Here is a 25827-nt window from a genome sequence, read left to right on the forward strand (position 1 = left end):
GTGACGCGCGTCATCAGGCGGCGCGGTTTTTGGCGTCATTCTTCACTTCGACGCCGTCGTTGAATTTGATTCCTTCGATGACTTTTGGCAACTGATTTCTGCCTTTGAGGCGCAGCCATGTTTTCGATGCGGACTGGATGAGGGTGAAGACCATCAGTTTTGCGGTCTTTTGCGAGAGTGCGCCTTTGGTGCGCACCGTTCTATGCCGCACCGTTGCGAAGACGCTCTCGATGGGATTCGAGGTGCGCAGATGGCCCCAATGCTCGGCCGGGAAGTCGAAGAATGCCAGCATCGCGTCCTTGTCCTTGATCAGACAGGCCACACCTTTTTCGTATTTCACGCCATATTTGTCTTTGAAAGTATCCAAGGCAAATATTGCGGCAGCACGGGTGTCGGCGTGCTGAATGTTGTCCAGATCCGACTTCACGCCGGGTCCCATTTGCTTGGGAAAATAGTTCAGCACATTTTTCACCTTATGTACCCAGCATCTCTGGTGTTTTGTGCTTGGAAACGCCTTATCCAGCGCGTTCCAGAAGCCCATGGCCCCATCGCCAACCGCGATCTCGGGCGCGACGGACAGTCCGCGCTTCTTGATGTCAGTCAGCAACTCGTGCCAGCTCTGCGTGCTCTCTCGAAGGCCGACCTGAAAGCCGAGCAGTTCCTTCTTACCCTCCGGTGTCGCGCCAATGATCACCAACATACACTCGGCATTTTCTTCCATCCGCGCCTGAAGATAGACACCATCCGCCCAGATGTAGACGTAGTGACGAGCCGATAGATCTCGCTGCGCCCAGCTGTCATAATCTGTCTGCCAACCCGCTGTCAGGCGGGCCAGTACGCTGGGCGACAGGTTGGGTGCATCAGCCCCTAAAATGGCTGACAGCGCCTCCTGGAAATCGCCGGTTGAGATACCTTTCAGGTAAAGCACCGGCAAAAGCGCATCCAGACTGACCGAGCGGCGCGCCCATTTGGGCAATATGTTCGACGTGAAGCGGACTTTTGAGGCTGCATCAGGGGTCGCCTTCCGGTCGCGCACCTTCGGTCGCTGCACATCCAGTGCGCCAATCCCCGTCTGGATCTGACGTTCTGGTCCAAATCCATGCCGCACAATCCGTTGGCGGCCATCCTCCAGTCGGTCATCGGCGAAACTGGCGACAAAAGCATCAGCTTCGGCTTTCAATGCCTCCGCCAGCATGCGCCGCGCCCCTTCCCGCGCAAGCTCGGTCAATGGATCTGTGATCGAATCCGATTGGCGAAATGGCAGAATGTCTGTATCGTTCTTCATGGCGTATTGCTCCTTGTGAGGTTCTGGCTGGCTTTTACACCGCCACAATACGCCGCCCTTCAAATCACGCCATCACCCAAACTCCCGCATAGCTCATTGGCACGATCAGTCCGCACTCCTCGGCAAGCGGGATGAAAGTTTCGGGGGAAATCAGCCCCTGAGTGGGGTGGTTCCACCGCAACAGAGCTTCCACTCCCTTGATTTTGTTGGCGCCCAGGTCGATCTGGGGCTGATAATGCAGCTCCAGCTCATTGCGCGAGATCGCTTGCCGCAGCTCCCGCTCTACCCGTTTACGTTCAAGCAGCTTGTCATTCATTTCGTCTACAAAGTAGCGGAACGTCCCACGGCCTTCGTGCTTGGAGCGGTACAACGCCAGATCTGCTTGTCTGAGCAACGCCTGCCCGTCGGTGTCTTCGGGGTCATCGTGCAGGGCAATGCCGATGCTGGCCCCTATCAGCACTTCATTGCCATTCAGATCAAAGGGTTTTGTCAGTTCTGTCAGCAGGCGCTCAGCCAGTTCGGAAGCCCCATTGGGCTGGCTGGCATGTTTTTGAATAATAGCAAATTCATCCCCCCCCATACGAGCAAGAATGTCGCTGCGCCGCAACGAGGCTTTCATCCGGTCGGTCGCCTGGCGCAACAGCTCATCCCCCGCCGCATGGCCAAGGATATCATTCACCTCCTTGAAGTGGTCCAGGTCAAGGCAGAGAACGGCCAGCGTATCGCGCTGACGCTCCACATCAGCCACTGAATGGGTCAGCCATTCATTGAACAGCGATCGGTTTGGCAGTTCGGTCAAGGGATCATGGCTGGCCAGAAAAGCCGCGTGTTCCACGGCCTTGCGCAGCAATTTCAACGGCAGCAGCTTCAGGGCAATGAATGCACCTGCTGCAACAACGCTGGACAACAGGAAAATAAGAAACGTGATTTTCGCAAGTCCGTACAGGCTTTTGCGGATCACGACCTGGCCGGCCACCACGCCTGAATCAAAAATCGGATAGGCGATTTGCACGATCGGTCTCGCAAGATCCTGCTGCCCCAGACCGGTGACCACGTCGCCCTCGGCGTTCAGAACCACTTTGAATTCATCAACCTCGTCAAAAGAGATCAGCTCGTTGATCCGCAGCACCTCAAAGCTCCACATCTGCGGGTTACGTCCGACCATCCGGGACAACGTTCTTGCGTTGGCCTTGGCCTCGGCCTCAATACGGCCTTCGGCATATCGCATCCCAAAGTGAAAATGGAGCGCCGGGGGAACAACGGCAACCATGATCGAGGCGACAAGGGCCAAAACCACTGTCAGCCGCTCAAACGATGGCATGGCCAACGGCCCTTTGGAGATCTGCGACAGCATGGTCCGCCTACCTTACCGGAATGTGGTCATAAGAGGCGAGAATGGCCTGGCCTTCCTCCGACAGAACGTAGTCGACAAATGCGCGCGCCACTGGCGATGCTGAGCCGGTCGTAACCAGATACAGGCTTTTTACAAACTCAGGGTGTTGCGCATAAGACCCCTCGGCATTTGGCAGGCTGCCATCCAGCCTCAGAACCTTCAACCGGCGTGCTTCGGTTGCAATCTGTCCGATGGCCACGACCCCGAGGGCACCAGGAAGCCGCTCCAGCGTCTCTGCATTCTCCTGATCATTGCTTGCGGAAACAAGCCCCTGTCGCTCAAACGCGGCATCTACGGCCTGTGCCATCTCTGCGGACAAAACCCGCAGGATCTTGGTGTCAGTTTCCGAAATCGGGCGCAATACAACCCGTATTGTTTCCCCCGATGGCCAAGTCTGTCTGGCGCCGGAATAGATTTCCGCTAGCTCTTCTGTCGTAACCCTGTCGACCTGCGCCCCCTCGGAGGTGACAAGCGCAAGCGGAGTGGTTGCATAAAGGCGCGCAACGGCGCCCTTGTCCGTTTCTTTGTCCTTCAGCGCCCGTGAGGCAACGGACAGATCCACCGCACCGGCCAACAGCGCCCTGACGCCGCCACTGCTGCCAAGGCTGGGAAGAACTTCGACGGTTGTACCCGCATTTTGCTGTTCGAATGCCGTGCCCAGGATCCGCATTCCGCCCAAGGCGACACCGGTTCCGCCAATGCGAATGGTCTCCGCACTGGCTACAGTTACCGCCCCCGCGAGCACCACCACAAGAGTGGCCAGAGTTGCGCCTACCGTTCTTGTCACGCCTAACACCCGCATGAGACCTCCTGAGCACCATTAAACCCGGAGATTTTGACCAAACACCAGTTAACAACCAGAAACTCTGCGACTCCTGTTTACGCTTAAGTTGTTTCAATTCTTGTCCTTCTGGGGGGAATGGCGAAATCGCGCCCGCTTATTCACGGCGACGCGCTTCGTCCAACCCTAAATCAGCATTCCAATAGGCCAATGGCGGCGGGCAGCGCGGCAAAGCCCCCCTGAGGACAAAGCCCTTCCCTCCCCTGAACTGCGGTTATTTCCAGGTCAGACATTGTCCGGAAAAGCACCCCAACAAGGTATCGGGCGGCATCTGCCCCAGTTGCTCAAACAGGGCCAGGCTGTCAATTTTGGAGATCAACTCAGCGATCAACCCCTGCTCAAAGCGAAACATCAACAGGCTCTCAATCTTGATCGGGGTGTCGCCATCCGGGCCGGAAGCAACGGTTCTGTAATAGACGCTGACCCAGTCCCCGTCTTCCAGATAAACAAGGATTTCGGTTTTCATCGGCCCCATCAGGCGACCAAACATCTCTGCCAGAAATGGCAGATCTTTGCGGAGCGCCAGGCCGCAATAAATCGGATCATCCTCTCCCAAAGAGGGGGCAAGCAGCTTGTCCAAAGCGGATAGGTTTCCAGCGTCCCAAATCTCTGAAAACCACCGTCCAACGACATCCCGTTTGGTCATAGTCATAGTGTAATCGCATTCCAGTCTAGTTCTCGCACCGTTCGCAGAAGGACACGTATTTGGCAACGCCCCCAAGCTCTAATTCGCAACGGCAATTTTGCTAAATAGCAATGACTGAAACCTTAAGAGACAACAATCTTCCTCATAAATAAGAACGGGTAACACGCCAGCATTCCCGCCTGGACTGTGGCGCGACCAACACTCTTTTTGCGGCCTGACACGGGGTAAACACATCTGTTCCAAGATGGCTGGTCGCGGGACATAAAGTCTATCATGATCCTTGGTGACATTGGACAAAACAACAGGAGATACGCGTGTCAGACCATGGATATGAGGCAGGCCGGTTGAACCTTCCCTTTGTGGGGATCTCCACCTTTGGGAAATCCCCCTATGTTGCCGACTGGACCGCGATTGATGCGGAAGTCGCCATTCTGGGCGCCCCCTTTGATTTTGGCACCCAATGGCGCCCCGGCGCACGTTTTGGTCCCCGGGCAGTACGCGAGGCGTCGACCCTGTTCAGCTTTGGCCATGCCGGCGCCTATGACCACGAAGATGACGCCACCTACCTGGGCGCCGATGTCAGGATGGTCGATATTGGCGACGCAGATATCATCCATACCAAAACCGAAGAAAGCCACGCCAATATCGAATTTGGCGTCCGCAACATCCTTAACGCGGGCGCCCTGCCCGTTACCATCGGTGGCGACCATTCGATCAATATCCCCTGTATCAATGCCTTTGCCGAGGACTGCGCGGCACATGGCCCGATTCATGTGGTGCAGATCGATGCACATCTGGATTTTGTTGATACCAGGCACGGCGTCACCATTGGCCATGGCAACCCAATGCGCCGCGCCATCGAGAAAGACTACGTCGCGGGCATGACCCAGCTTGGCATCCGCAATGTCTCGTCGACCGCCAAGGACGGCTATGACAATGCACGGGCGCGTGGCTCTGACATCCTGTCGGTGCGCCAAGTCCGCAAACTGGGCACCCAAGCCGTGCTGGAGCGCCTGCCGAAGGGCGCGCGTTACTATGTGACCATCGACATTGATGCCTTCTGCCCCTCCATCGCGCCTGGCACGGGCACCCCCAGCCACGGCGGCTTTCTCTATTACGATGTGCTGGAGATACTGCAGGGCCTGGCCCAACGCGGCGATGTGGTGGGCATTGATCTGGTCGAGGTGGCGCCGGCCTATGACCCCAGCGAAAGCACTCAGATCCTGGCGGCGCAGCTGCTGCTCAACTTCATCGGTTTCATTTTCCATGCCCGCAAGGAGCACAGCGAGCCAAGCTGACACTCCTCGCCAGTTGTGGCGTCGCGATCAACGGCCAGCTAGCGCCCGATGACAATATCAGCCTGCAAACCACCAAGCTCTTTGCTTTTGCCCAGCCGCAGCATGCCGCCATGGGCGCGGGCAATATCGGCAACAATGGCAAGGCCCAGCCCTACCCCCGAGCCCAGATCCTGGTTACGCGCCGGATCCAGCCGGGCAAAGGGGCGCACCGCATCGCCCCGCTGAGCCGCTGGAATGCCGGGGCCGTCATCCTCGACCCGCAGGCGCATGGATTTCTCTGTCAGGGTGACAGAAACCCGCGCCCTGGTGCCATAGCGTACCGCATTTGAGATCAGATTTTCCAAGGCCCGGCGCATCGACTGCGCCCGCAGCGGCACCGTACCCGCGCCGCTCAACTCTCCCAGCATCACGTCCTTGTTCTGACGCCGCCAATCTTCCACCACAGAAGCCGCCAGTTTTTGCGGATCCACCGGCTCTGGCTCCCCGGTGGAGGCGCCACGCGAGAAATCCAGGAAAGCATCGAGCAGCGCCTGCATTTCGCTGACATCACGCAGCATGGGTTCTGCCTCATCCTCGTCAATCATCGCCAGGCTGAGCTTGAGCCGCGTCAACGGCGTGCGCAGATCATGGCTCACCCCGGACAGCATCAGCGTGCGCTGTTCGATCTGGCGCTCAATACGCCCCCGCATATCCAGAAAGGCACTGCCCGCCACCCGGACTTCGGTGGCCCCGCGCGGCGAATACGGCAGATTGCGCCCGCGGCCAAAGGCCTGGGCGACATCGGCCAGTTTCTTGATAGGGCGCAACTGATTACGCATGTAAACAAAAGAGATCACCGTCATCAAAAACCCAAAGAACACCATGGTCACGATCAACTGATGCGGTGCAGCAGCGGTTAGGCGACGCCGATCCACCCCCAGCTCCAGGATCCCTGCCGGGGTGTCAAGATACAGCAGAAACTCACGGGATGCGGGAAATTTGACCGCAACAAACCCCTCCAGTTCATTCCGCAATTTATCCCGCACCACCCGGCCAGAAAATTCATCCCAGCCAAGCTCATCCTGTGGCCGTGGCGCATCCTGTTCCACAAACCGGGCTGTCATAGTCAAAGGGGCCAGAAAGGGCTCAAGCCGGTGCAGATAGAGATCCCGGTCCGCAGTCTCGCCCGCCTGTTGCCGCAGCAGGGAAACTTCGCGCAGAACCGTTGTGGTCATCTGCGTTGTCACATCTTCAAGATCGCGTTTAATAAAGACAATTGTGACCAGCAGTTGCAGGGCAACGACAGGCATGATCAGGATCAATGCCGCACGGGCATAAAGACTGCGCGGCAGATATTGTTTGAGCCATTGGAAGAACATAGGCTAATACTAACGTCGCAAACCACAAGTGTGAAGACAGGTTGGCCCTGCTAAAATTTGGCCGGACCTCTACCGATAAAGATACCAAAGGCCGCGCCAAACGCAGCCCTAAGACGAGGCAAAACGCATGCAAGCTCCTGACGATTTCAATCCGGCCCCCGGCCATCCCGAAGAGCTGCAACCCGGTGTGCGGCGCCTGTTGGCCCCGAACCCCTCACCGATGACTTACCGGGGCACGAATACCTATCTGGTTGGAACCACCGAACTGGCTGTCATCGACCCTGGCCCGGATATGCCGGTTCATTTGGAGGCGATTCTGGCCTGCGTCCTGCCCGGCCAGCGGATCAGCCATATCATTGTCACCCACAGCCACCTGGATCACTCACCCCTGGCCCGCGCGCTCTCTGCCAGCTGTGGCGCCCCGGTCTATGGCTTTGGCGGCCCCGAGGCTCGGCGCAGCGCGATCATGCAAGACCTTGTCCGCGCAGGGATGACAAGCGGCGGTGAAGGCATCGACAGTGATTTCAGGCCAGATATCACCGTTGCGGACGGTGAAATTCTGTCCGCTGCAGGCTGGCAGCTTGAGGTCATCCACACCCCCGGCCATCTGGGCAACCACATTGCCCTTGCCCTGGGCGACGCCTGTTTCACCGCAGATCACGTGATGGGCTGGGCCAGTTCGCTGGTCTCGCCGCCCGACGGGGATTTGACCGACTTTATGGCCTCCTGCACCCGCCTGCGCGCCCGCGATTGGCGGGTGTTCTACCCGGGCCACGGCGCTGCAGTGACAGCCCCGCAAGAGCGGCTGGACTGGCTGATCCACCATCGCAAGGGCCGCGAAGCCGAAATTCTGGCCTGTCTCGCCCAGGCCCCGGCCACCCCGGCCGAACTGGCGCGGGCGATCTACCAGGAAACACCCGCCGCCCTGTTGCCAGCAGCGGAGCGCAATGTCTTTGCCCATCTTGTCGATCTGGCGGGCCGGTCAATAGTTGAACCCTGCGGCGCCTTTACGGAAACGGGCAGCTTTCAAATTCTGGCCTGAGTTTTTTTCAAGAAAACGAATTTCCCCTCTGGACCTCCCCCAGAGCCCCCGCTATATCGCACGGACCGTTCCGGCGTAGCTCAGCGGTAGAGCAGTTGACTGTTAATCAATTGGTCGTAGGTTCGATCCCTACCGCCGGAGCCAATTTTCACGTAAGTGTCTGATCTCAGTAACTTTCCCCTTAGGGGGTCCGTTACTGTGACACCAGACTGTGACACCGCTGCGGCGGTGTTTTTGGGTCGGTCTCCTATCTGGAGCCCGAAAATGACCGCTCTCCCCCATCTCACTTGCCGAGACGGCGTCTATTACTGGCGGCGCAAGGTCCGCCCGCAATCCACAAGAATCGTCGACCTCAGGGTCTCGTTGCGCACCACAGACCGGGGTCGAGCGACTATACTATCCCGTGTACTTAGCGCGGAGAGCGAACCACTCATGGCGTCCCTTGAACAGGATCGGATCACCCTAGACGAAGCCAGGAAATACCTGCAACACGTGGTAAGAACCCATGTGACCGCTGAGCATGATTTGCGACAAGACCTTCGGTTCCGCTACGGGGCACCGCCCTGTGAGATGGAACGGCAGATCACCTTCGGCATGAAAGACGCCTGGGACATTCTGGCGGAGCGAGGGATCGGCGCGACAATATCCGACCAGGTTGAGCAGGAGATGATCGCCGCAGGCCGCAGTCGCGCCGAGGTGGCCATGCTCCGGCTGGTCCTTGACGGACACTACCGGCCCATGTTGCAGGGTCACATCGGCGCAGATCGCAGGGCCGCCGAATTCGAGAAGGTCACCGGTCGTCGGATCAACGGAGACCGGGAAGCCATCCAGCTGCTCGAGCTTTTCATTGAGGGCAAGCGAGCAGCCAACGCCGTGGTGACAACCCCGCCTGCACGTGCACTCGCGTCTGACGTGATGGACCGGTTCGATCCGGTACAAGGCACGTTCCCGCAAGACGCTGAGCAACCAGAATCCCCCCGTTCGCCCGATCCAGTCGCCGCTTCGGCCGTGACCGATGTTCAGCCATACTACACCCCCGTCGTGGTCCAAGAGATCGTGCCGGATGAACCAGACTCTTCCGATCTCGACCCGTCGATCACCGCAGTCATCGAGAGGATGATCCAGTTCAAAAAACACGCGGATGAAGGACTGGAAGAAAAGACGGCACGCCAGTACCGCGCTTTTGGGACCCTTATTCAACGGGTTACAGGCAAGACTGATGTCCGGTCCCTTCTCCAAGCGGATTTCGTGAAACTTAGGTCTGTCCTTCTTCAGTTGCCGAAATCCTTCGGCAAATCGCCGTCAGATCACACCCTCCCGATAGAATCGGTCCTCGCCAAGGCCGAAGGTCTCCCGAAGGAAAAGGTCGGCTTGGCGGTCGGCACGGTTAACAGATACGTGGACCACGCAAGCGCCCTGATTTCGGCGGCCAAGTCTGAGGGTTTCGAACTACACCCACGGCTTGATCCCGGCCTCCTGCGGCGCAAGGAGAAGGGGCGTGCGCGCGACAAGAAGCGGACCTTCACTCGAGAAGAACTCGAAACCTTCTTTCGGCACCGATATTGGAGCGATCCCGAACCGGGGCCTTGGCTACCTCCTCTCGCCGAACGACGCAGGAGCGGACTGTACTGGGTTCCCCTGATCGCGGCGTATAGCGGCCTGCGACGCGAGGAAATCGCTGGCATCGGCGTGGACTACGTTAGGGAAGAGGGTGGGATCACCTATTTTGATGTGATCACCACCACCGACCGTCGGATCAAGAACTCATCTTCGAGGCGAAAGGTCCCACTTCACGACGACCTGATCCATCTGGGTCTGCTGGAGTTTGTTCGCGATGCGCGGAAAGCTGGTTATGTTCGTCTTTTCCCTGACCTCAAGGAACCGGCCTCCAACATCATGGGCCGCAAGGTCGGTCGCAAGGTCGAAAAATTTGTCACGGATATATGGGGCGACGCAGGCACCGGTTTGTCACTCCAGAGCGCCCGACATTACGTCCAGCACGTCCTCGATCTCGACAAGGAGGTCCCCGCCAAAGTCGCGCGCGACATCATGGGTCACGAAGGTAAGGATGTGCATGACTCGGTGTATGGGGACCAGTCTCCCATTCGCGCACTCAAAGCCGCGATCGATCGCCTGCCGACACTCAAAGGGATAACATCGTTGCCGCGTTAAACCAGTTCGAACGCATTAACGCCCTCATCACCACCAAAACCGTCCGCGTGGCGTGACGTCAGCAGGCTAAGGGGTAATCACGCCTCAAAGGTAATGCAACACAGCCCCCCAAGCGACCAAACCGATAGACCGGCGCAGCCAAAAGCATTAATCAGAACATCCATAAGTCAAGCGCGAATTTTACTGCACATCAACTTGAAAGAGCTCTTGCCACGCGAGCCGTTCCCCATATAGGTGCCGCAGCGATATAACCCGGATCAGGCCTCACGACGCCCCTACACGGTAGATCCGGTGAAAAACGTGGGATCAACATCCTGAGTTGTAACGACAACGCCAAGATCGAGACAGCGAAATCAGCAGGTTACTCGGGAATGCAGGGGCATATGTGCTATCTTTCGAGGTATCCCCTAGACAAAATTATGTCCATAGCTAAAATTCACGTGGCAGAAAGGACCCTGTTCGTGGTTCGCATGGCAGCAAAAGATTGGTACGAATGACCACATCACATTTACAGGAAATTCCTGGAGCTACTTACACGACGTTTAAACAACTATTCGGAGAGAGCCGTAGCTTTGAGGTTCCCGATTTTCAGAGGGCATATGATTGGGGAGAGGATCAACTCAAAGACCTCTTTCGCGATATAGAGAGACTTGACCGATTAGTCGCTACTGGCAGAAACGTGAGTCATTTCTGCGGGACTATTATTTGCACTCCCCTTCAGCAGCCGCAAAGTGTGAAATATGCAGTAGTCGACGGGCAGCAGCGACTGACTACTCTTGCCCTTCTCCATGCGAAGCTATCGAGCAAAATTGGTGTGCGTACATTTCTCTGCCCAGAAGGCGCATTACTCTTCACTCCACAAAAGGGCGATGCCAATGTTTTTACAAGCCTCATGCAGGGCGATACGCCTGGAAAGACGTCTACCCTAGCGCAAGAGAAATATTTGAAGGCGGCAGACGAGATAAAGAAGTGGGTTGGTGACGACATCGATAGGGTCACGCAGATTCTCGAGCATATAGAGCACCGACTCCACTTTATCTTCTTTGTGCTCCACGATGACTTGGAGGTGGCCAAGGTTTTTGAGACTATTAACAATCGTGGCAAACCGTTGTCGCAGATGGACCTTGTAAAGAATCATCTCATTTACCTAGCTTCGGCTAAAGGATGGAAACTGCCAGACGTTAATGAAGTCTGGCGGCGGATAAATCATCTCTCTGCGTCCACGCAATTTGTTGATGGCGATGTTGACACGGTCTTGCGCGCGGTGGTGACAGCCCAATTCAAGCCTGGTCGGCGCAAAGGCGGCGAATCCGACTATGCCGTCGTCCTTCGAAACCTTGGCGTCGATACCGCAGACTACGAGACGTTCAAAACGTTTTTGTGGTTTCTTGAGTCCAGCTTCCGTACACACGCGGAAATGCGGCTAGCGAATAATTCAGACCCCAAAACGCCTGTCACACGGGCGCTGACTTTCCTGAACCACCATGACGTGGTTAGCGGCGTGCTGCCCTTGATTTTCGCGCGCCAGTTCCGCCGTGAGGACAAAGACGCAAGCACACAGAAGGCACAGGTCCTGGAGTCGATTGAAATTGCGAACTTCCGGCTCTACGGGCTTCCCGGGGCATCGGCTCGGTCGGACAGCCACAACGTCACGTTGCACAGGCTGGCTCACGACTACTTTTGTGGGAGTAAATCGGATGATGATGTTGTCGCTGACCTCAAGGCCCTCGTGACGAAGGCACAGAAGGATGGCATCGCGGAGATCGTCAAACATCTGACACTAGATGATGGTGAAAACTACGATTACTATTCATGGCCTTGGTTGCGTTATTTTCTTGCTCGTTTTGAAGAACATCTCCTCGACAGCCAAAGTTTCGATTTTTCTAGGCTGCGTCTCCGCGTCGGACAAGGTATGCGTACGAACGATCCACTAACCATCGAGCATATCTGGCCTCAGAATGCGGATAAAAAGATGGTTGCCGAGAACAAAGACGGTCAGCAGATCCGTCGCCTTGGCAACCTTATGTTGCTTCCGCACAGGCTCAACGTCCAACTGGGTAATGGTGACCTAGAGATAAAGGAACGGCAGTCTGCGGCGGCCAAGGTAAGTCTTCTGCAACAAAACAAACATGCCAAGGAGGCTGCGCGTAAGGCGAAAGAATTCTGCGTGCACCTTTCAAGTCGAAAAGATGAAAAATTTGGCGATAAAAAGCGACGATTCAACACCCCGACGCTTGAAGCCAATTGGGATATCGTGCGTGTTCGGACCCTGTGCGATCTGCGTGAAGAGCAGATGATCCGTTTCGCCCTGGAGGCATGGCGGATTCCCGGTGAGGCTGGATCGGGACATGCTTTCGAGGGGATGTTTTCGTTGCCTTTCGAGGGTGAAGCCTTTCAGGTCGACAAGGAACATGTCAGCATCAAAGCTCGCGAAAACTATGTTCTCAGCATCAAGGGTGCCAAGGCTGTGAACAAAAAGTCTGCTGCCGCACGACTGGAGGCGAGGCAGGAAATCCTTTGTCTGGCTATGGAGCCAGTATATTGGGATTAACGTCGCATTTAGGTTCATGGTTTTCTAGCAGAGGGATCGCATATGGGCACCTCGAAAAATTACCTTTACCTTGCTGCCTTATTAAGATGAGCGGAGCAGTTCGACTGCTGGAGGATGAAGACGGCGCAGAAGGAGAGTATCCGACCTTTTGTGTATGACTGATCCCCCCTGTGTCAGCGTAGTTGTCCGCCGCTCTACTTTTCCTCTATTTCTCAGGTGGGCGGGATAGGACGATGATTTGGGATACCCACCGGAACGCAAGGCGGCTGTGCTGAAAGGAATGCTGCCGCCGAACACCATGGCCATCAGGCAGCTGTCGCAGGAGGAAGGGATCTCTGAGGCGACGTTGCACAGGTGGCGGGCCGAGGCGCGCGGCAAGGGGCAGATGCCGCCCGACGCAGACGCTGGCCCCGAGGGCTGGTCCTCGCGCGACAAGTTCGCGGCGGTGCTGGAAACCGCTGCGCTGAACGAGGTCGATCTGGGCGAATGCTGCCGCAAGCGCGGGCTCTATCCAGCGCAGATCTCGGCTTGGCGGGTCCCACGGCAGTCTCCGATATTCGGTGACCCAATCAATCCACGACCGGATAATAAGGCGCACCCCAATCTTCGCTCGGGTTCGAAATCATCGTATCGACAAAGACGGGCAGCAAGCTCAGAAGCAGCTCTACCCCATCACGCACCTGCTTGCGGTTCACTTGGCTGTTCCAAGTCGCGCCACCGTGCACAAGTTGGTTGCGCAGGACATAGAGCCTGTCGAAGAGGATGCTCAGCAGCTTCCCGGTTTCCTGCCCCTCGATCGCATACTGCGCAGCCTTCTTGGCGTTCTCGAAGCGCAGTTCCCAGTTGTCATACTGAGCATCGCCATTGTGGAATTTCCAGAACGGCCTGAAGATGTATTTGTTGTCCAGAAGCTCGGCCACCACGCCCTCGAACTGATACCAGATCTCATGGGCTATGCGGCCCTTAGGATCGCAATTCACAAGGGAATCGAAGAAGTTCTGAAAATCTGCCCTCGCGAATGACCCTGGGTCATCCCCCATGTCCTTCGCATAGGCGGCGTTGAAGGCAATCCAGCTGAAGATGAACGCGGCATCGGGATCGTCGTCGATTAATGCGGCCGCCCGAGCAATCCAGCTGATCGATCTGTGCGTGCGCAGGTTCAGCTCAGGGGAATTGTGCTCGCGCAGCTGACGGTGCTTGTCACGCAAGTAATCAAATTCGTTCGACACATCTGCCATCGTCCTCACGCTCCCAATCTACGCGCAATTGCATCGCCAAGTCGCGACGTGATCAGCCCCCAGACGGCACCGCCACCCGTACCCGCACCGCCATCGCCCCAGCGCTCGCTTCTCATGATGTAATGCAGGATCCGACGCAGGTCGCGCAGGCTGAGAATATCGACACGCCCGATGTCACCTTCGAGCTGTCTGATAAACTGATAAACGGGAGTCTGCTCTCGATCGCCCATATCTTCACCCGCATCGCCACAGACAAATCCACATGCGTAGGTTGCGTCGATAAAGGCGGACCATTCCGACCATTCGATAGGCCTTAGCCGTTCATCTCGAGAGGCGATCTCGTAGCATTGAATTAAGCCTCTAAGTCGAGACCCGACAAACCTGATCTGGTCCATCGTCAACTTATCGTCAAGCGTCAAGAGACCGCCGCGGAAATCAGGGTCCTTATGTAAATCTGACATTAGCAACTCCAGTTTTTTTCTCACTCTCAAGCGTGTCCACGAAACGCTCGATCTGTTCTAGTAAAGCGGGGTCAAAAACTCCTGAGGCTTGAATGTCGAAAATTGTCCGGCGCGCCTTATCGCTAGTCATCCACTCAACCTCGGCGTCCAACGGCGCATTCAAGCGCTCGCGGCGCCACGCGATGTACCGGCGACGCCCACTGGCTGACAGCAGGTTGGGCGCGTAGAATGCAACGAGCCGGGAACCAAGCTGGCGCAACCGGGCATCTTCGAATGTCGCCACGATTTCTTGCCGACGCGGCCAATCCGCCCCCTGAAACTCCTTCAGCCGAGCCTTGTCATTCCAGCCGTAGAAGCCGTTAAAAATCTGCTGCTCGACATGCTGCGGCGCTGTGTCAGGGTCGGCCGGATAATGGGCGGCCATCGCCGCGATCAGCCGTTGCCGCAACTTGGGGGCCTCTGCGAGCGCCTGAGCACGCCGCCGCTGTTCATCCGTCACGGTCGTGGGCGGCAATAGCATCGGCACCTTGTTGATCGAGATCGAACGCAGCGGACGCGGCTCAGCTTCCGTGGCAGCCATCAGATCTGCATCGGACGCCGTGATCAACTCTTCCGGGTCCATCGCATCGAGATCAAAAAGATAGGCCTGATTCTGGTTCTTTGCCGCATAGCCGCAGAGGCACCCTGTGATCGCATTCGGAGGGCCGCCCGCAAAGCGCCCAATCAGCTCAAGCGGCTCGAACCGGTCCAGCAGCGCCTGGACATGCGACTTATCGCGATTGGCTAGAAGTTGTTGCCAGAGGTCCGGCGCACGTTTGGCAATCAGCCGCGCAAGGTGGATCGTCGCTTCGACGTCCCCCAAGGCATCATGGGCATTGTGCCCCTCAAAGCCATTTTCAGGGGCAAGACGATCGAGCTTGAAGCGGACGCGGCCGGTCTCATCGACGGGCCAGTGGAGCAGATCGGGGCGGCGCTGAAACACCGCAAACACGGCCGTCATGATGTCGAAGCGCGCATTGCCGTTGAACTGCGTGGCAAAAATCTCGGGCTGCAGGTTCTGATAGAACATCTGGCGTAGCATCTCTTCATCAAAGCGGATGCTGTTGAACCCGGTCCAGATCGCGGGCGCCCAACGCGACACCAGCGTGGTCAACTCTTGGGCAAACTCGAACAGGCTCGGCAGCTCGGGAGCGACAAGCTGATGCGGCCGCACCCCCGTGACCGCCAAGGCCTGCGGCGACGGGATGACATGGGGTGCCAGGCGGCAACGCAGGTTCACCCGCTCGATCTCCTTGAACTCGGCATCCGTGAGGATCGCTGCGAATTGCAGGGGATGGTCGAAGGCAGGTGACGTGCCGGTGGTCTCGAGATCGAAAAATGCAAAGTTCATAAGTTTGTATAGGCAGTTTCAGTGAATAGGTCACGCAGATATACACCGCCGCCGCCACAGATACGCCCGATTCTGACGCATGCGCCCACTACATTCCATTCGTCACCATGGAGGTTGCATGACGCACAAATACGAGCAGCGATTCTTGATTGATCTGGCGTTCCGGATTGCCAACAGTTTTCCCGCCCGCAGTGTCGTGGCCCAGGAGCTTTCAAGCTGGGCCGAGGATCAAGATCTGGGGTTCGACTGGGATCCGGAGATCGACAGTTTCAGGAAGAAAGGTGTCCCTGCTCCTGTGTGGGCCAACCTGCGGAAGCGGCTCGCGGAGCGCGTGGCATCGACTGCGCAGCCGAAACCAGATGTCTTGACGGAAAATGTAACCCTCCTGGCGGACCATGTCGGGCTGAACGCGGATGAGCGCGCCATCTTCGAGCTAGCGGTTCGCGCAGGGCGGTCTGGACCCGTGAAGTCTTTGTGCAATTCCCTGGTCGATGATGCACGGATCCCGGTGCAGGATGCGGTCACACAGCTTTCCGGACTGCCCGCCGCCAGCGTGCGGCGTGCCCTTGCACCGACTGGGCGCTTGGTGGTTTCCGGTCTTGTGCAGTTCGACAAGCCGCCCCTGAGTGGCCTCGGCCTCTTTCCCTCCGACCGCCTTCTTGTGGCGCTGGATCCACCCTCCCGCAGCCTTGCTGACATTCTGGGCAAGCTTTTTGCTCATGTCGGGGCCGCGTCCGTCGATTGGGAAGAATTCGAGCATCTTGGCGCTGGGCGTGACTTTACGTTCCGACTGTTGCGCGGTGCGCTTGAACGGCGCGAAAAGGGCGTGAACATCTTGCTCCATGGGGTTCCGGGCACCGGCAAGACAGAGTTCTGCAAGGCGCTTGCGGACCGGCTGGGCGCCGGCCTTCATGCTGTCGGCGAGGCAGATGACGATGGGGACGAGCCGTCACGTTTTGAGCGCCTGCAGCAGCTCCGCCTCGGCCAGCGGCTGCTCAGCGACCAAGGCAACAGCCTGATCCTCTTCGACGAGATGGAGGACCTGTTTCCAGGTCTCGACAATGGGCTCTTCGGGCTTTCCACGCGCCGCGCCGGTTCCAAGGTGCATATCAATCGGCTACTTGAAAACAACCCGGTCCCGACCCTCTGGACCACGAATGATCTCAGCGACTGTGACCCGGCATTCCTGCGCCGGATTTCGTTCACGCTGGAACTCAGAACACCACCGGCTTCGGTGCGCAGCAGGATCTGGGAAAATCTGGCAGGGCACCACCAAGTCCGCCTGCCCAAAGAGGTCTGTCTCGAACTCGCTCATAGCATGGAGGATGCCCCCGCACTTGCGGATAGCGCACTTCGTGCGGCACGGATCACGCGCGGCGGGGCCGACGACGTGAAGCTTGCTGCTGCGGCGATTTCGCGTGCCGTGCGCGGCGGCCACACGCCTCTCGCAGGTCGCAGCAGCATCCAGTTCGAGCCTGAACTGGCCAATGCAGACCATGACCTGGCACTGATTACCGAGCACTTTTTGGCCTGTGGACCGGCCAATACAGGCGGACTGTGCCTCAGCGGCCCCCCCGGCACCGGAAAGAGCGCTTTTGCCCGATATCTCGCCGAACGCATGAATATGCCTGTCCTAGAGCGCCGCGCCTCCGACCTCCTCGATCGCTATGTCGGCGGCAGCGAGCGCAATATCGCCAATGCCTTCGCCGAAGCACGCGACACCAGCGCGTTTCTTGTGTTCGACGAGGCAGACTCGCTCCTCGGCGCACGCGACGGCGCAACGCATCGATGGGAAATCTCACAGGTGAATGAAATGCTCACCTGGATGGAAAACCACCCCCTGCCCTTCGCTTGCACCACCAACCTAGTCGAACAGCTGGATCCCGCCACTGCCCGGCGCTTCAGCCTCAAGATCGGGTTTCTGCCCCTGAGCGCCCAGCAGCGTGAGGCGTGCTTCCGTCGCTTCTTCAAGTCCGATCCGCCCTTTGGGCTTTGGGCCCTCGACCAACTGACGCCCGGGGATTTCGCGGTGGTTGCCAAGCGATCGAAGCTGTTGGGCATCACTCAGCCCGACGCGCTCCTCGGTGAACTGCGCCGCGAGCAAGCCGCAAAGCCCAACACGAGAAACCCGATCGGGTTTCGTGCGGAAAGCTGATCGAAGGGATCCATCTCATGCGGCACGGACATTTACAGACCGTCCTCAGCTTGAATCCATGACGCGTTTCCGTCACTCTGAGGGAAATGGAGGAGCGCCAATGCGTTATGGTCGTTTGGCAGATCTTGTACGGCTGGCCATGCAGATGCAGGGCCGCGCCGATGGTCTGTCCCTCGACGACATCGGTGATACCTTTGAGGTGTCGCGCAGGACAGCGGAGCGGATGCGCGATGCGATCCGCGACGCCTTTCCACAAACCGAGGAACTTGTTGAACCTGGAGGGCGGAAGCGATGGCGACTGCCGCCAGGTACAGCAGGCCGCCTTGCTGACCCGAATGTTGACGATATCGCAGCCCTTCATCGCGGCGCCGAACTCGCGCGACAGTCTGGCGACCTCGTCACGGCGGATCACCTAGATGCGCTCTCCGATCGTCTTCGTGCGCGCCTGCCGGGGCCGAAACGAGCCCGGCTTGAGCCCGACATAGCAGCGCTGCTGGAAGCAGATGGCGTCGCCCTTCGCCCGGGTCCACGCGAGCGCATTCCAGACGAAACGCTGAATACGCTCCGCGAAGCGATCCTTGCTGGTGCCTGGATCACTGTCGATCATCGCACGCGCGCAACTGGGCTTTTGAGCCGCAACGCGCGCATCGGCCCTCTTGCATTGCTGCTCGGTGAGGGGCGCCAGTATCTTGTTGCGTTCAGCGACTACGCGCAGGATGTGCGCCTCTTTGCCTTGGCAGGTTTTGAGCGGATCGAGTTGACGAAGGATATTTTTGAGCGGCCGGCCGATTTCAACCTTGGTACCTGGATGGACCGATCCTTTGGGATCTGGCAGGAAGACGTGTACGATGTCGTTTGGCGCTTTAAACCCGAAGCGGCGCCCGACGCGCGCCTCTATTTGTTCCACCCCACACAGGTCATGACCGATGAGACCGATGGGAGTTTGATGGTGTCCTTCCGCGCAGGTGGGCTGCGCGAAATGTGCTGGCACCTGTTCAGGTGGGGCGATCAAGTCGAGATTTTGTCGCCACCTGAGTTGCGTGCCGCAATGGTCACCCAAGCGGATGAAGCGCGGCGCCGATACCCGTGACGAGTATTGGCGACAGCGAATTCGTCAGCATTCAGTCCTACCCGAGACAGCCCCTATCGGTGAATCTCTACATTTTCCACACTGAGATCACGCGAACCGGCAAAATGCGAATACGTCACAAGAGGGCCATCGGTACCTGCTGAATAATCGAGGCAAAGCGCGTTTGCGCTCTGAAGCTCAGGTGCACCCGACATCCAGTAGTGCCCGAAAAAAACGGGCAAATCCCCATCTGGATAAATGGTCGTCAACAAATCATCAGGCAGGGGCGTGTCTGGAAGCTGATTGATGTCTGGCACTGACATTGCAACCTGACGCCAAGTCCGGGCGTCGCCGTTCCACCATTTCACTCTGACATGGTGGCGAACCTTCCCACCCTTGTCTTCAAAGGAATGTTGATGAGGCAAACGTGCCTCCGGCCCCTTTGCCACTGCTTCAGCGAGATCGTGGAACGTATCGCCTTTTCGACCGGCCCGGATCAGCTGGTCCTTTGATAGGACGCCGGCTCCAGTCTGTCGCCTTAGGTCATCGATTGCTGAATGGATCCATGCCGCATGAACCGCGCGAAATTCGTCAGTTTCGATAAACAACGGCAGACTCGTCATCCAATCCAGCACGTCCTTGGTGTGCGACGCACCAAGTGGGAACTCCTTAAGAAAACTGCCGTGCTGGAAGAGGTTATCGGTGTCATGTGGGCGCAGAGGCGCCCCCGTATCAGGATCATCCGTATGGAAGTGGATGGCATTCAATTCGTGGTTGCCCATGATGGCTTGGGCGCGCCCCGCATCCATCAGTTCGCGCACGATCCTGATGACGGCAGCGTTTTCGGGACCACGATCGATAAAGTCACCCAAGAAGACGATCTGACGATCAGGCTCGGAATGAAGCCACGTCGTGCCGTTCCTCCGCCAACCAAGGTTTTTGAGAGCAATACGCAGCTTCTCGGCCTGACCGTGGATGTCGGGAATTATGTCAGTGATGCTCAGGGCCCTGCACTCCTTATTTTGTAAAGCAACCCACGGCACTGGCTATGCAATCAGAGGCCTGCCGCCGTGGTGTTCCGCTATTCATTCTGCTTTGCCGTCGACGAAGACCTCTAACTCGGCCCTGTCGATCCAGTGGATTGCCACGTCAGGTTTGACTTCCCGAACCTGCTCCTCGAGAACGCCTCGATAGGCATCAAGCTGCGCAAAATAGCCGGCAAAGCTTCCAGCACCGCTCTTGTGATCGACAATCAGTCGCTTCCCGTCGCCCGTCGCCAGAAGGTCGATGATCCCGTTGAATTCTGCGCCGGAGGCTTCGCGCCTCTGGATCGGGACCTCGCATTCGATCTGCGTATAGCCTTCGGTCGTCAGCCATTGTTTAAGGCTGTCCGCCTGCGCGTGCAGCATGTCCAAGGTAGCCTCGTCAAAGCCCGTGGCCGCAGAGAGACGCGGACGCAGATCCGGACGTAACAGCAGAACACGCATCGCCTTGTGCAGCGCAGTCCCTCGTTCAGCAGCAGTCGCCGCGAGCACTGCGGCCTCTTGCGATAGGTCCAACGGCACGATGCGCGTCTGAACCTCAGGCAGTGGATCCTGCACGATCAATGAGGGACGAACACGCCACGCGGTCTGAGAGGTCTGCAGGGTGGGTCGCAATTCACCAAAGGCCAATCTCTCCGAAACATCTTCGATGCCAGAAGCGTCCAGCATACCTAGGGCCTCAGCGCTGCACATCAAGGTGCGTGCGGGGAAACTGACACCACAGACTTTCACACTGCCGGCCTCCGGCTGCATGCCCGCCTCCAGCACCAGCATTTCGGCGTGGTTTGCGGGCCCATCACTTTCGCCGAGTTTCTTCAGCGCAAAGTCTGGCCACTCCAGGATCAGTCGATCGCGCCCTCGGGTCAGCGCCACGTAAAGCAGGCGCCGCGCATCAGCCTCTGACGCTGCGCGGCGATCGGCAATGAAGGCCTCCTTCTTTTCCTTGATCGGCAGGTCCGGTGTCCAGATCAGGAGGGCCCGCTCAAGAATGGCGCTCAGATCGCTGAAATCCGTGAACTCGGCGCGCAATGTCCCAGGCTTTTCGCCGATCTTCTTGTCGAGGCCGACAACCAAGGTGATCGGCCATTCCCGCCCTTTAGAGGCATGCCAAGTGACAATCTCAACGCCCTGTCCAGCGCTTTGGCCAGGGTCAGGGTGGCGGTCGAAATCGCGTTCCTCGCGACGCGCCTCGAGCCATCCCAGAAAAACCTGCGCGCTCGCACCATGGAAGCCAGCTGCGGCCTTGAAGTCACGGTGGGCCGAAACGAATTCGCTGACCTCCGCGGAGAGCCGCATGAGGTCCGCATGGGCTTGCGCCGCCTCCGGCATGCGCGCCGCCCAATCGAGAATGCCAGCGGCGCTGAGCACCTGCGGGAGCAGAGTTTCCAACGGCATGGCCGGGGCGGTCGCGGCCAGCGCGCGCAGCTCGGCGAGCTGTGCGCAGTCTTCCAACGCCCCATCGGCGAGCAGGGTCATGGCCTGCTGAAGAGGCATTGAAGATGGCCCGAGAGTCAGGAATGCAAGGGCCGCATGGCGGTCGGTCGGATCAACCGCGAAGGCCAGCGCGTTGCGCGCCGCCATAACGGCAGGCGAGTCCAGCCAGCCGGCAGCACTAATCCGAACAGGCACGCCTTGCAGCTTCAGCGCGCTGGCATAGCGCCCTGCCATCGAATGCGTCGGTGCCAAGATGGCAATGTCGCGCGGCTCGACTGTCCTGAATGTTGGCGCCTTTGGATCGCCCTCCCGCTCCACCACCGGCCCGGCCTCTTCGAGGATCGCCGCGATGCGCGCTGCAACATGCTCCTCTGGGCGGGACTTCTTCGATCGGCGCCCTTCTGGAATGCGCAGGATCTCGGCGAAAGTCTCGCCAGTTTCGGGCCGCTGCGGCTCTAGGGGAACATAAGCGTCTTTGAATAGACCCGCCGAAATCGCGTTCACCATGTGCATCAGCCGCGGATCGGACCGCCAGTTGCCCGTGAGGGGCGAGGCCGCGTCCGGGTGCTGCCGTTCGAGCGCCTCGCTCAGGCGCGGGTCCGCCCCTTGGAAGCCCATGATCGACTGCTTGGTGTCGCCCACGATCAACACGCGCTTGGCGGATTGTGCGATGCGCCACAGCAGCGCGAACTGTACCGGGTTCGTGTCCTGGAACTCGTCGATGATGACGCAATCAACCTCGGACAAAAGCGCCTCAAGGATTTCCGGACGTGTCCGGAGCAGGCGCTCGGCATCACAGATCATATCCGCGTAGTCGATTACGCCCGCCTCGCGCTTCATGTCGGCGTATTTTGACATCACCTCCTGGGCACCATGCACAAGTGCCATCAGATGCGCGCATGCATCTTCCAAGGGGCCAGGGTGGACCGCAATATCGACGGCCGCTGCAATCACTTCATCAGACAGAGCATCGTATCCATCCGGCGTTGGTGCCCCCCGTTTCGATTGACGCACCTCGCTCAGGGCCTTCCAGAGCCCCCAATCCCGGCGCAACTCTCCAGGGCGCTGCGCGCGCTTCATGTTTCGGAAGTCTTTTCCAAAGGCCGTGCGCGCAGCTGCCGAGGTCGCATGGGCGGTGAGGTCATTCGGGAATGCAGTCAGAAGGGCATTGATCGCCGCCATGAGCCGCGCCTCCAGGGGCGCCCCGTTGGGCTCTACCCGACCATAGATGTCCCGAAGGCGCGAGACCGCAGCGTCAGCCAGTCGGGGGTCATTCCCGTTGTCGCCAAGGCCCCTGAGCAGATCGATCGTGGTCAGGATCCGGCCGCGAAAACTGTCCTCCTGGCTCGCGTTCGAAAAGAAGCTCGATCGGTACCCAAAACGGGGCAGGTCGGCTTTCACAGCCTCAAGCGACTGCGCGTGAGCCATGGCCTGGCGGATCAGGAGGTCACGTTCCGCCTCGGCCAAAGCGCGCGGCTGGGGCGAGGCGCCCGCAGCGAACGCGTGTTCCGACAGGATGCGCAGACCGAGACCGTGAATGGTCGAGACATAGGCCTGTTCGACAGCCAGTGCTTCCTCAACCATACCCTCGGCCAAAAGGCTTGCTCGGATCCGCCCGCGCAACTCCGCGGCCGCCGCTTCGGTGAATGTCACCGCCAAAATGCGATCTGGCGCAACGAGCTTGCCCTTCACCCATTTGGTCAGATCCGACTTTATTCGAAAGGTCTTCCCCGAGCCCGCCCCAGCTGGAACGATGGTCAGCATCTCAGTCATCGATGTTCTCCATGCTGGCAGCGGCCTCTGCACCAGGCATCATGAAACGAGCGATGAGTGGCGAGGCATTGAGCGCATAGGGTGCGAGGTTTGCCGTTTTGTCAAAGAACTTGCGGTCATCTTCGGTGTTGAGGCGGATCTGCCCTGAGCCCACCTCAGCAAGCCGCGTGATCAGAAGGTCCATAGCCTGCGCGGATATCCCGCCTTCCACGACGGTAACGACGCCTTGAGGTGGCTCCAGCCCTTCGAGCAGAACGCCCTGGTCGTTGATCAGGTGGTAGGCGACCCCGATCCTTGGGCTGCCAGCCAATGCAACCTCCAGAACTTCGCCAGTTCGTTCAGGCCGTTTGAGCATTTCGCGGTAAAGGCCGAGCTGCAGATCCCAGCCCGATTCAAGGCGTGCGCGGCGTTTGGGCGTGCCGCTTTTCTTGTGATCGACGACCAGAAGGCTGCCATCTTCCAGTTGAAGAAGGCAGTCTGCGCGTCCGCGTAGCAAGATGCCGAGTGCCTCGCCCTGAAGACCGATCTCATTGTCGATCACCCGGGCACCAAGGCCTTCAAGTGTATTTCGCCAGGCATGGGCCGCCGTTCGGACATCGCGAAGAAGACCCTCTCGTTCGACAGCCCAGATCGACCGCTGCAAGAACGGCGCATATTTGCGGATGGCCGAGGAAAGCAACTCCGGCACCGCGGCCTCGATCTGGTCATGATCTGGCAACGGCGCATCCTTGGGAAACAGAAACTCCAGCACATCATGCGCGATGGTGCCCGCAACCATGACGTTAAGCCCATCAGGGGCCCAGGTCACCGGTTCCGCGCCGAACTCGGACAGGCTCCAGGCAAGCGGGCTGACCATGAGCGTTTCCAACCGGCTGGGCGACTGCGGGCGCATCCGCCCATCATCGGCAAGGCGGCGGCGGAGCAGATCGCGATCCAAGCGCAAGATGCCATCTTCCGGCACGGCGCTAGGTTGCGGATCTGTCGATGCCTCGACAACCCGATGGGCAAATGGCCAGCGCTCGCGCGGGAGAGCACGCAGATCGTGGATCAACGCCTCAGCATCCTCGGTCCCCTTTTCGCCATTCCCGACGGTGCGCGCCACAAGCGACAGGGCAGCCGCGGGAGCTTGACGGCTACCATTCGGCGCGAAGACGGGGCGCAAGAGGGTTAATGATTCCGAGGCGCAGAGGAACTGGCGGCGAAGCTTTTCGAGACGCCGCGCCAGGGCATCGCCGCGCGTTTCGACATGAAGTCCGGTCATTTCGCGCAGAATCCTGAGCTCGCCGTCGAGAAAGAGCGGCGACGCAGAAACTGCACGCGGCCAGCGATTGCCGCTCATGCCCATGGCAATAAGGTGTCGCGCCGGGCGCCACGGCATAGAACCTTCCGTGAACACGCTCACGCCCTCGACAAAAGCTTCCGAGGGGGAAGGCTTGGGCGTGGCGGGTGTCGCGACACGGTAGAGGGCAGTCCAATCCAGAGAACGGTTCTGAGTCAGCGTGGCCCGCATCGTTCCCATCTTCGCGCGGAATGCAGCAACAGCCTCTCGCCGCTCGGCTGCACCACTCAAGAGCTGGGCAGCCTGTTCTAGGGCTTGCAGGATGCCTTGTGGTGTCTGAGCAATATTGCTCCGCACCAGCTGATAAAAGCGCTGCGCGCGCCCGGTCAGCGACCGAGCCGCAAAGGGCTCAAAGCGGCCCTGCATCACCTCACGTGAGAGTTGTAGCCCTGTCTCGGACGACCATGGCATCAGCGGGGATATGTAAAGACTGGCGAGCGCCATGGCGGGCGCTGGCGCCTGAAAACACAACAGGAGCTGAAGGAGCGTTTCACCGGCTATGTCTCGGCGGTCGGGCTGCACGGGCAAGCCCGAAATCGGAACACCAGCAGCATCGAATGCACGACGAAGCTGCGCGACATAGCCCGTCTCGTCTGGCACCAACAGACCGATCTCATGGGCCGATACGCCTTGGTCGATCAAGCGCTGCGCCCGCGCCGCTGCAAAATCGGCCTCCTCCGCGTCATCACGGAGGGCGAAGAACGCCAAGCTGTCGTCGAGCGGACCAGACGGGATGGACGCGCCCGTCAAACCCTGCTGCGCCCGCCACAAGCTTGTACCCTCGGCCGCGCCGGTTGCCAGCGGCGCGCGGCGCGCTGCCCATTCTTTCCGGAACGTTGCATCGGCGAGTTGGTGATGATCCAGCAAATGCGCATGCAGTCGGCGCTCGATAGGGGTCGCGAAGCCGCATGGATCAGCTGCCACCAACGGAAGCGGCTCAAGCGCATCGCCAGATGCACAGGCCAGCACATGGGCATAAACTTGCAGATCCTCCGGCAGCCCACTTGGGGCATTACGCCAGAGGTCACAGAGCGCGGCGAGGTGTTTGTAAAGGCGGCTGTCGCGATCGAGCGACCCGAGGTCGACCTCATCCGGGTTCAAGCCTTGGGTCGCCACCGCGAGGCTACGAAATGCCGCTGAAACCGCGGCAGCCGTTTCAATCGGCGCAACGGCCATGCTCGCGGACCATGGGAACGCCCCAACTGTCAGCACTGAGTTCAGATCAACCGCCGGAGGGCGCGGCGCGAGATAGGTTTCCGCCAGAAGGTCAGGCGTTATGGCCCGAAACGCGCCCGTGCCGGAATGCACCGTCACCAGTGGCTCAAGACCATTCATCCGC

Annotated in this window: 16 protein-coding genes, 1 tRNA gene and 1 pseudogene; 7 read left to right on the forward strand and 11 right to left on the reverse strand. The window is 58.9% G+C overall.

Annotated elements, in window-relative coordinates; all coding sequences use genetic code 11:
- Positions 1 to 13 precede the first annotated feature (13 nt).
- The 4 genes and pseudogenes from JZI28_RS10845 to JZI28_RS10860 form a co-directional block, all read right to left on the reverse strand.
- Positions 14 to 1326, reverse strand: a pseudogene (locus JZI28_RS10845) (IS256 family transposase); the annotation flags it as partial.
- Between the two features lie 23 nt (positions 1327 to 1349).
- Positions 1350 to 2606 (reverse strand): putative bifunctional diguanylate cyclase/phosphodiesterase, encoded by a 1257-nt coding sequence (locus tag JZI28_RS10850; RefSeq protein ID WP_375697586.1) that lies wholly within the window; start codon positions 2604 to 2606, stop codon positions 1350 to 1352.
- 40 nt (positions 2607 to 2646) lie between these two features.
- Positions 2647 to 3465: a PstS family phosphate ABC transporter substrate-binding protein gene (locus JZI28_RS10855; RefSeq protein ID WP_375697587.1), complete on the reverse strand. Its 819-nt coding sequence runs from the start codon at positions 3463 to 3465 to the stop codon at positions 2647 to 2649.
- A 268-nt stretch (positions 3466 to 3733) separates the two neighbouring features.
- Positions 3734 to 4171: an ester cyclase gene (locus tag JZI28_RS10860; protein ID WP_297339695.1), complete on the reverse strand. Its 438-nt coding sequence runs from the start codon at positions 4169 to 4171 to the stop codon at positions 3734 to 3736.
- A 308-nt stretch (positions 4172 to 4479) separates the two neighbouring features.
- Here JZI28_RS10860 and speB point away from each other — a divergent pair, with 308 nt between their 5' ends.
- Positions 4480 to 5463 (forward strand): agmatinase, encoded by a 984-nt coding sequence (gene speB / locus JZI28_RS10865; protein WP_375697588.1) that lies wholly within the window; start codon positions 4480 to 4482, stop codon positions 5461 to 5463.
- A gap of 38 nt (positions 5464 to 5501) precedes the next feature.
- Here the strand turns inward: speB and JZI28_RS10870 are convergent, their stop codons facing one another.
- Positions 5502 to 6821: an ATP-binding protein gene (locus tag JZI28_RS10870; protein ID WP_375697589.1), complete on the reverse strand. Its 1320-nt coding sequence runs from the start codon at positions 6819 to 6821 to the stop codon at positions 5502 to 5504.
- Positions 6822 to 6948: 127 nt separating this feature from the next.
- Here JZI28_RS10870 and JZI28_RS10875 point away from each other — a divergent pair, with 127 nt between their 5' ends.
- The 4 genes from JZI28_RS10875 to JZI28_RS10890 all read left to right on the forward strand — a co-directional run bounded on the left by JZI28_RS10875 (position 6949) and on the right by JZI28_RS10890 (position 12586).
- Positions 6949 to 7863 carry an MBL fold metallo-hydrolase gene (locus tag JZI28_RS10875; RefSeq protein WP_375697590.1) on the forward strand — a complete coding sequence of 305 codons (915 nt, stop codon included), beginning with the start codon at positions 6949 to 6951 and terminating at the stop codon, positions 7861 to 7863.
- 69 nt (positions 7864 to 7932) lie between these two features.
- Positions 7933 to 8007 (forward strand) — tRNA-Asn (locus JZI28_RS10880).
- 288 nt (positions 8008 to 8295) lie between these two features.
- Complete coding sequence (locus JZI28_RS10885; protein WP_375697591.1) at positions 8296 to 10035, forward strand: hypothetical protein; 1740 nt, start codon at positions 8296 to 8298, stop codon at positions 10033 to 10035.
- Between the two features lie 493 nt (positions 10036 to 10528).
- Positions 10529 to 12586 (forward strand): DUF262 domain-containing protein, encoded by a 2058-nt coding sequence (locus JZI28_RS10890; protein WP_375697592.1) that lies wholly within the window; start codon positions 10529 to 10531, stop codon positions 12584 to 12586.
- Between the two features lie 569 nt (positions 12587 to 13155).
- Here the strand turns inward: JZI28_RS10890 and JZI28_RS10895 are convergent.
- Genes JZI28_RS10895 through JZI28_RS10905 form a run of 3 tightly spaced genes read right to left on the reverse strand, consistent with a single transcriptional unit; the run spans position 13156 to position 15675 of the window.
- Complete coding sequence (locus JZI28_RS10895; RefSeq protein ID WP_375697593.1) at positions 13156 to 13824, reverse strand: hypothetical protein; 669 nt, start codon at positions 13822 to 13824, stop codon at positions 13156 to 13158.
- Between the two features lie 5 nt (positions 13825 to 13829).
- Positions 13830 to 14285 (reverse strand): hypothetical protein, encoded by a 456-nt coding sequence (locus JZI28_RS10900; protein WP_375697594.1) that lies wholly within the window; start codon positions 14283 to 14285, stop codon positions 13830 to 13832.
- Complete coding sequence (locus JZI28_RS10905; protein ID WP_375697595.1) at positions 14269 to 15675, reverse strand: exonuclease domain-containing protein; 1407 nt, start codon at positions 15673 to 15675, stop codon at positions 14269 to 14271. The genes JZI28_RS10900 and JZI28_RS10905 overlap by 17 nt, the downstream gene beginning before the upstream one ends.
- Before the next feature lie 118 nt (positions 15676 to 15793).
- Between JZI28_RS10905 and JZI28_RS10910 the strand changes: the two genes are divergently transcribed.
- Together JZI28_RS10910 and JZI28_RS10915 are read left to right on the forward strand one after the other, a co-directional pair.
- On the forward strand, positions 15794 to 17830 hold the full coding sequence (locus JZI28_RS10910) for an AAA family ATPase (protein ID WP_375697596.1): 2037 nt from the start codon (positions 15794 to 15796) through the stop codon (positions 17828 to 17830).
- Positions 17831 to 17930: 100 nt separating this feature from the next.
- A complete protein-coding gene (locus tag JZI28_RS10915) occupies positions 17931 to 18920 on the forward strand; it encodes a helix-turn-helix transcriptional regulator (protein ID WP_375697597.1) in 990 nt (329 codons plus the stop codon).
- Between the two features lie 53 nt (positions 18921 to 18973).
- On the opposite strand, the gene JZI28_RS10920 is transcribed toward JZI28_RS10915, so the two are convergent.
- Genes JZI28_RS10920 through JZI28_RS10930 form a run of 3 tightly spaced genes read right to left on the reverse strand, consistent with a single transcriptional unit; the run spans position 18974 to position 25823 of the window.
- On the reverse strand, positions 18974 to 19942 hold the full coding sequence (locus JZI28_RS10920; RefSeq protein WP_375697598.1) for a metallophosphoesterase: 969 nt from the start codon (positions 19940 to 19942) through the stop codon (positions 18974 to 18976).
- A gap of 42 nt (positions 19943 to 19984) precedes the next feature.
- Complete coding sequence (locus JZI28_RS10925) at positions 19985 to 23149, reverse strand: UvrD-helicase domain-containing protein (RefSeq protein WP_375697599.1); 3165 nt, start codon at positions 23147 to 23149, stop codon at positions 19985 to 19987.
- Positions 23142 to 25823, reverse strand: coding sequence for a PD-(D/E)XK nuclease family protein (locus JZI28_RS10930; protein ID WP_375697600.1), 2682 nt, complete (start codon positions 25821 to 25823; stop codon positions 23142 to 23144). The genes JZI28_RS10925 and JZI28_RS10930 overlap by 8 nt, the downstream gene beginning before the upstream one ends.
- Positions 25824 to 25827: the final 4 nt, after the last annotated feature.

It is taken from the genome of Pseudophaeobacter sp. TrK17, from assembly GCF_042192375.1.
Classification (GTDB): domain Bacteria; phylum Pseudomonadota; class Alphaproteobacteria; order Rhodobacterales; family Rhodobacteraceae; genus Pseudophaeobacter.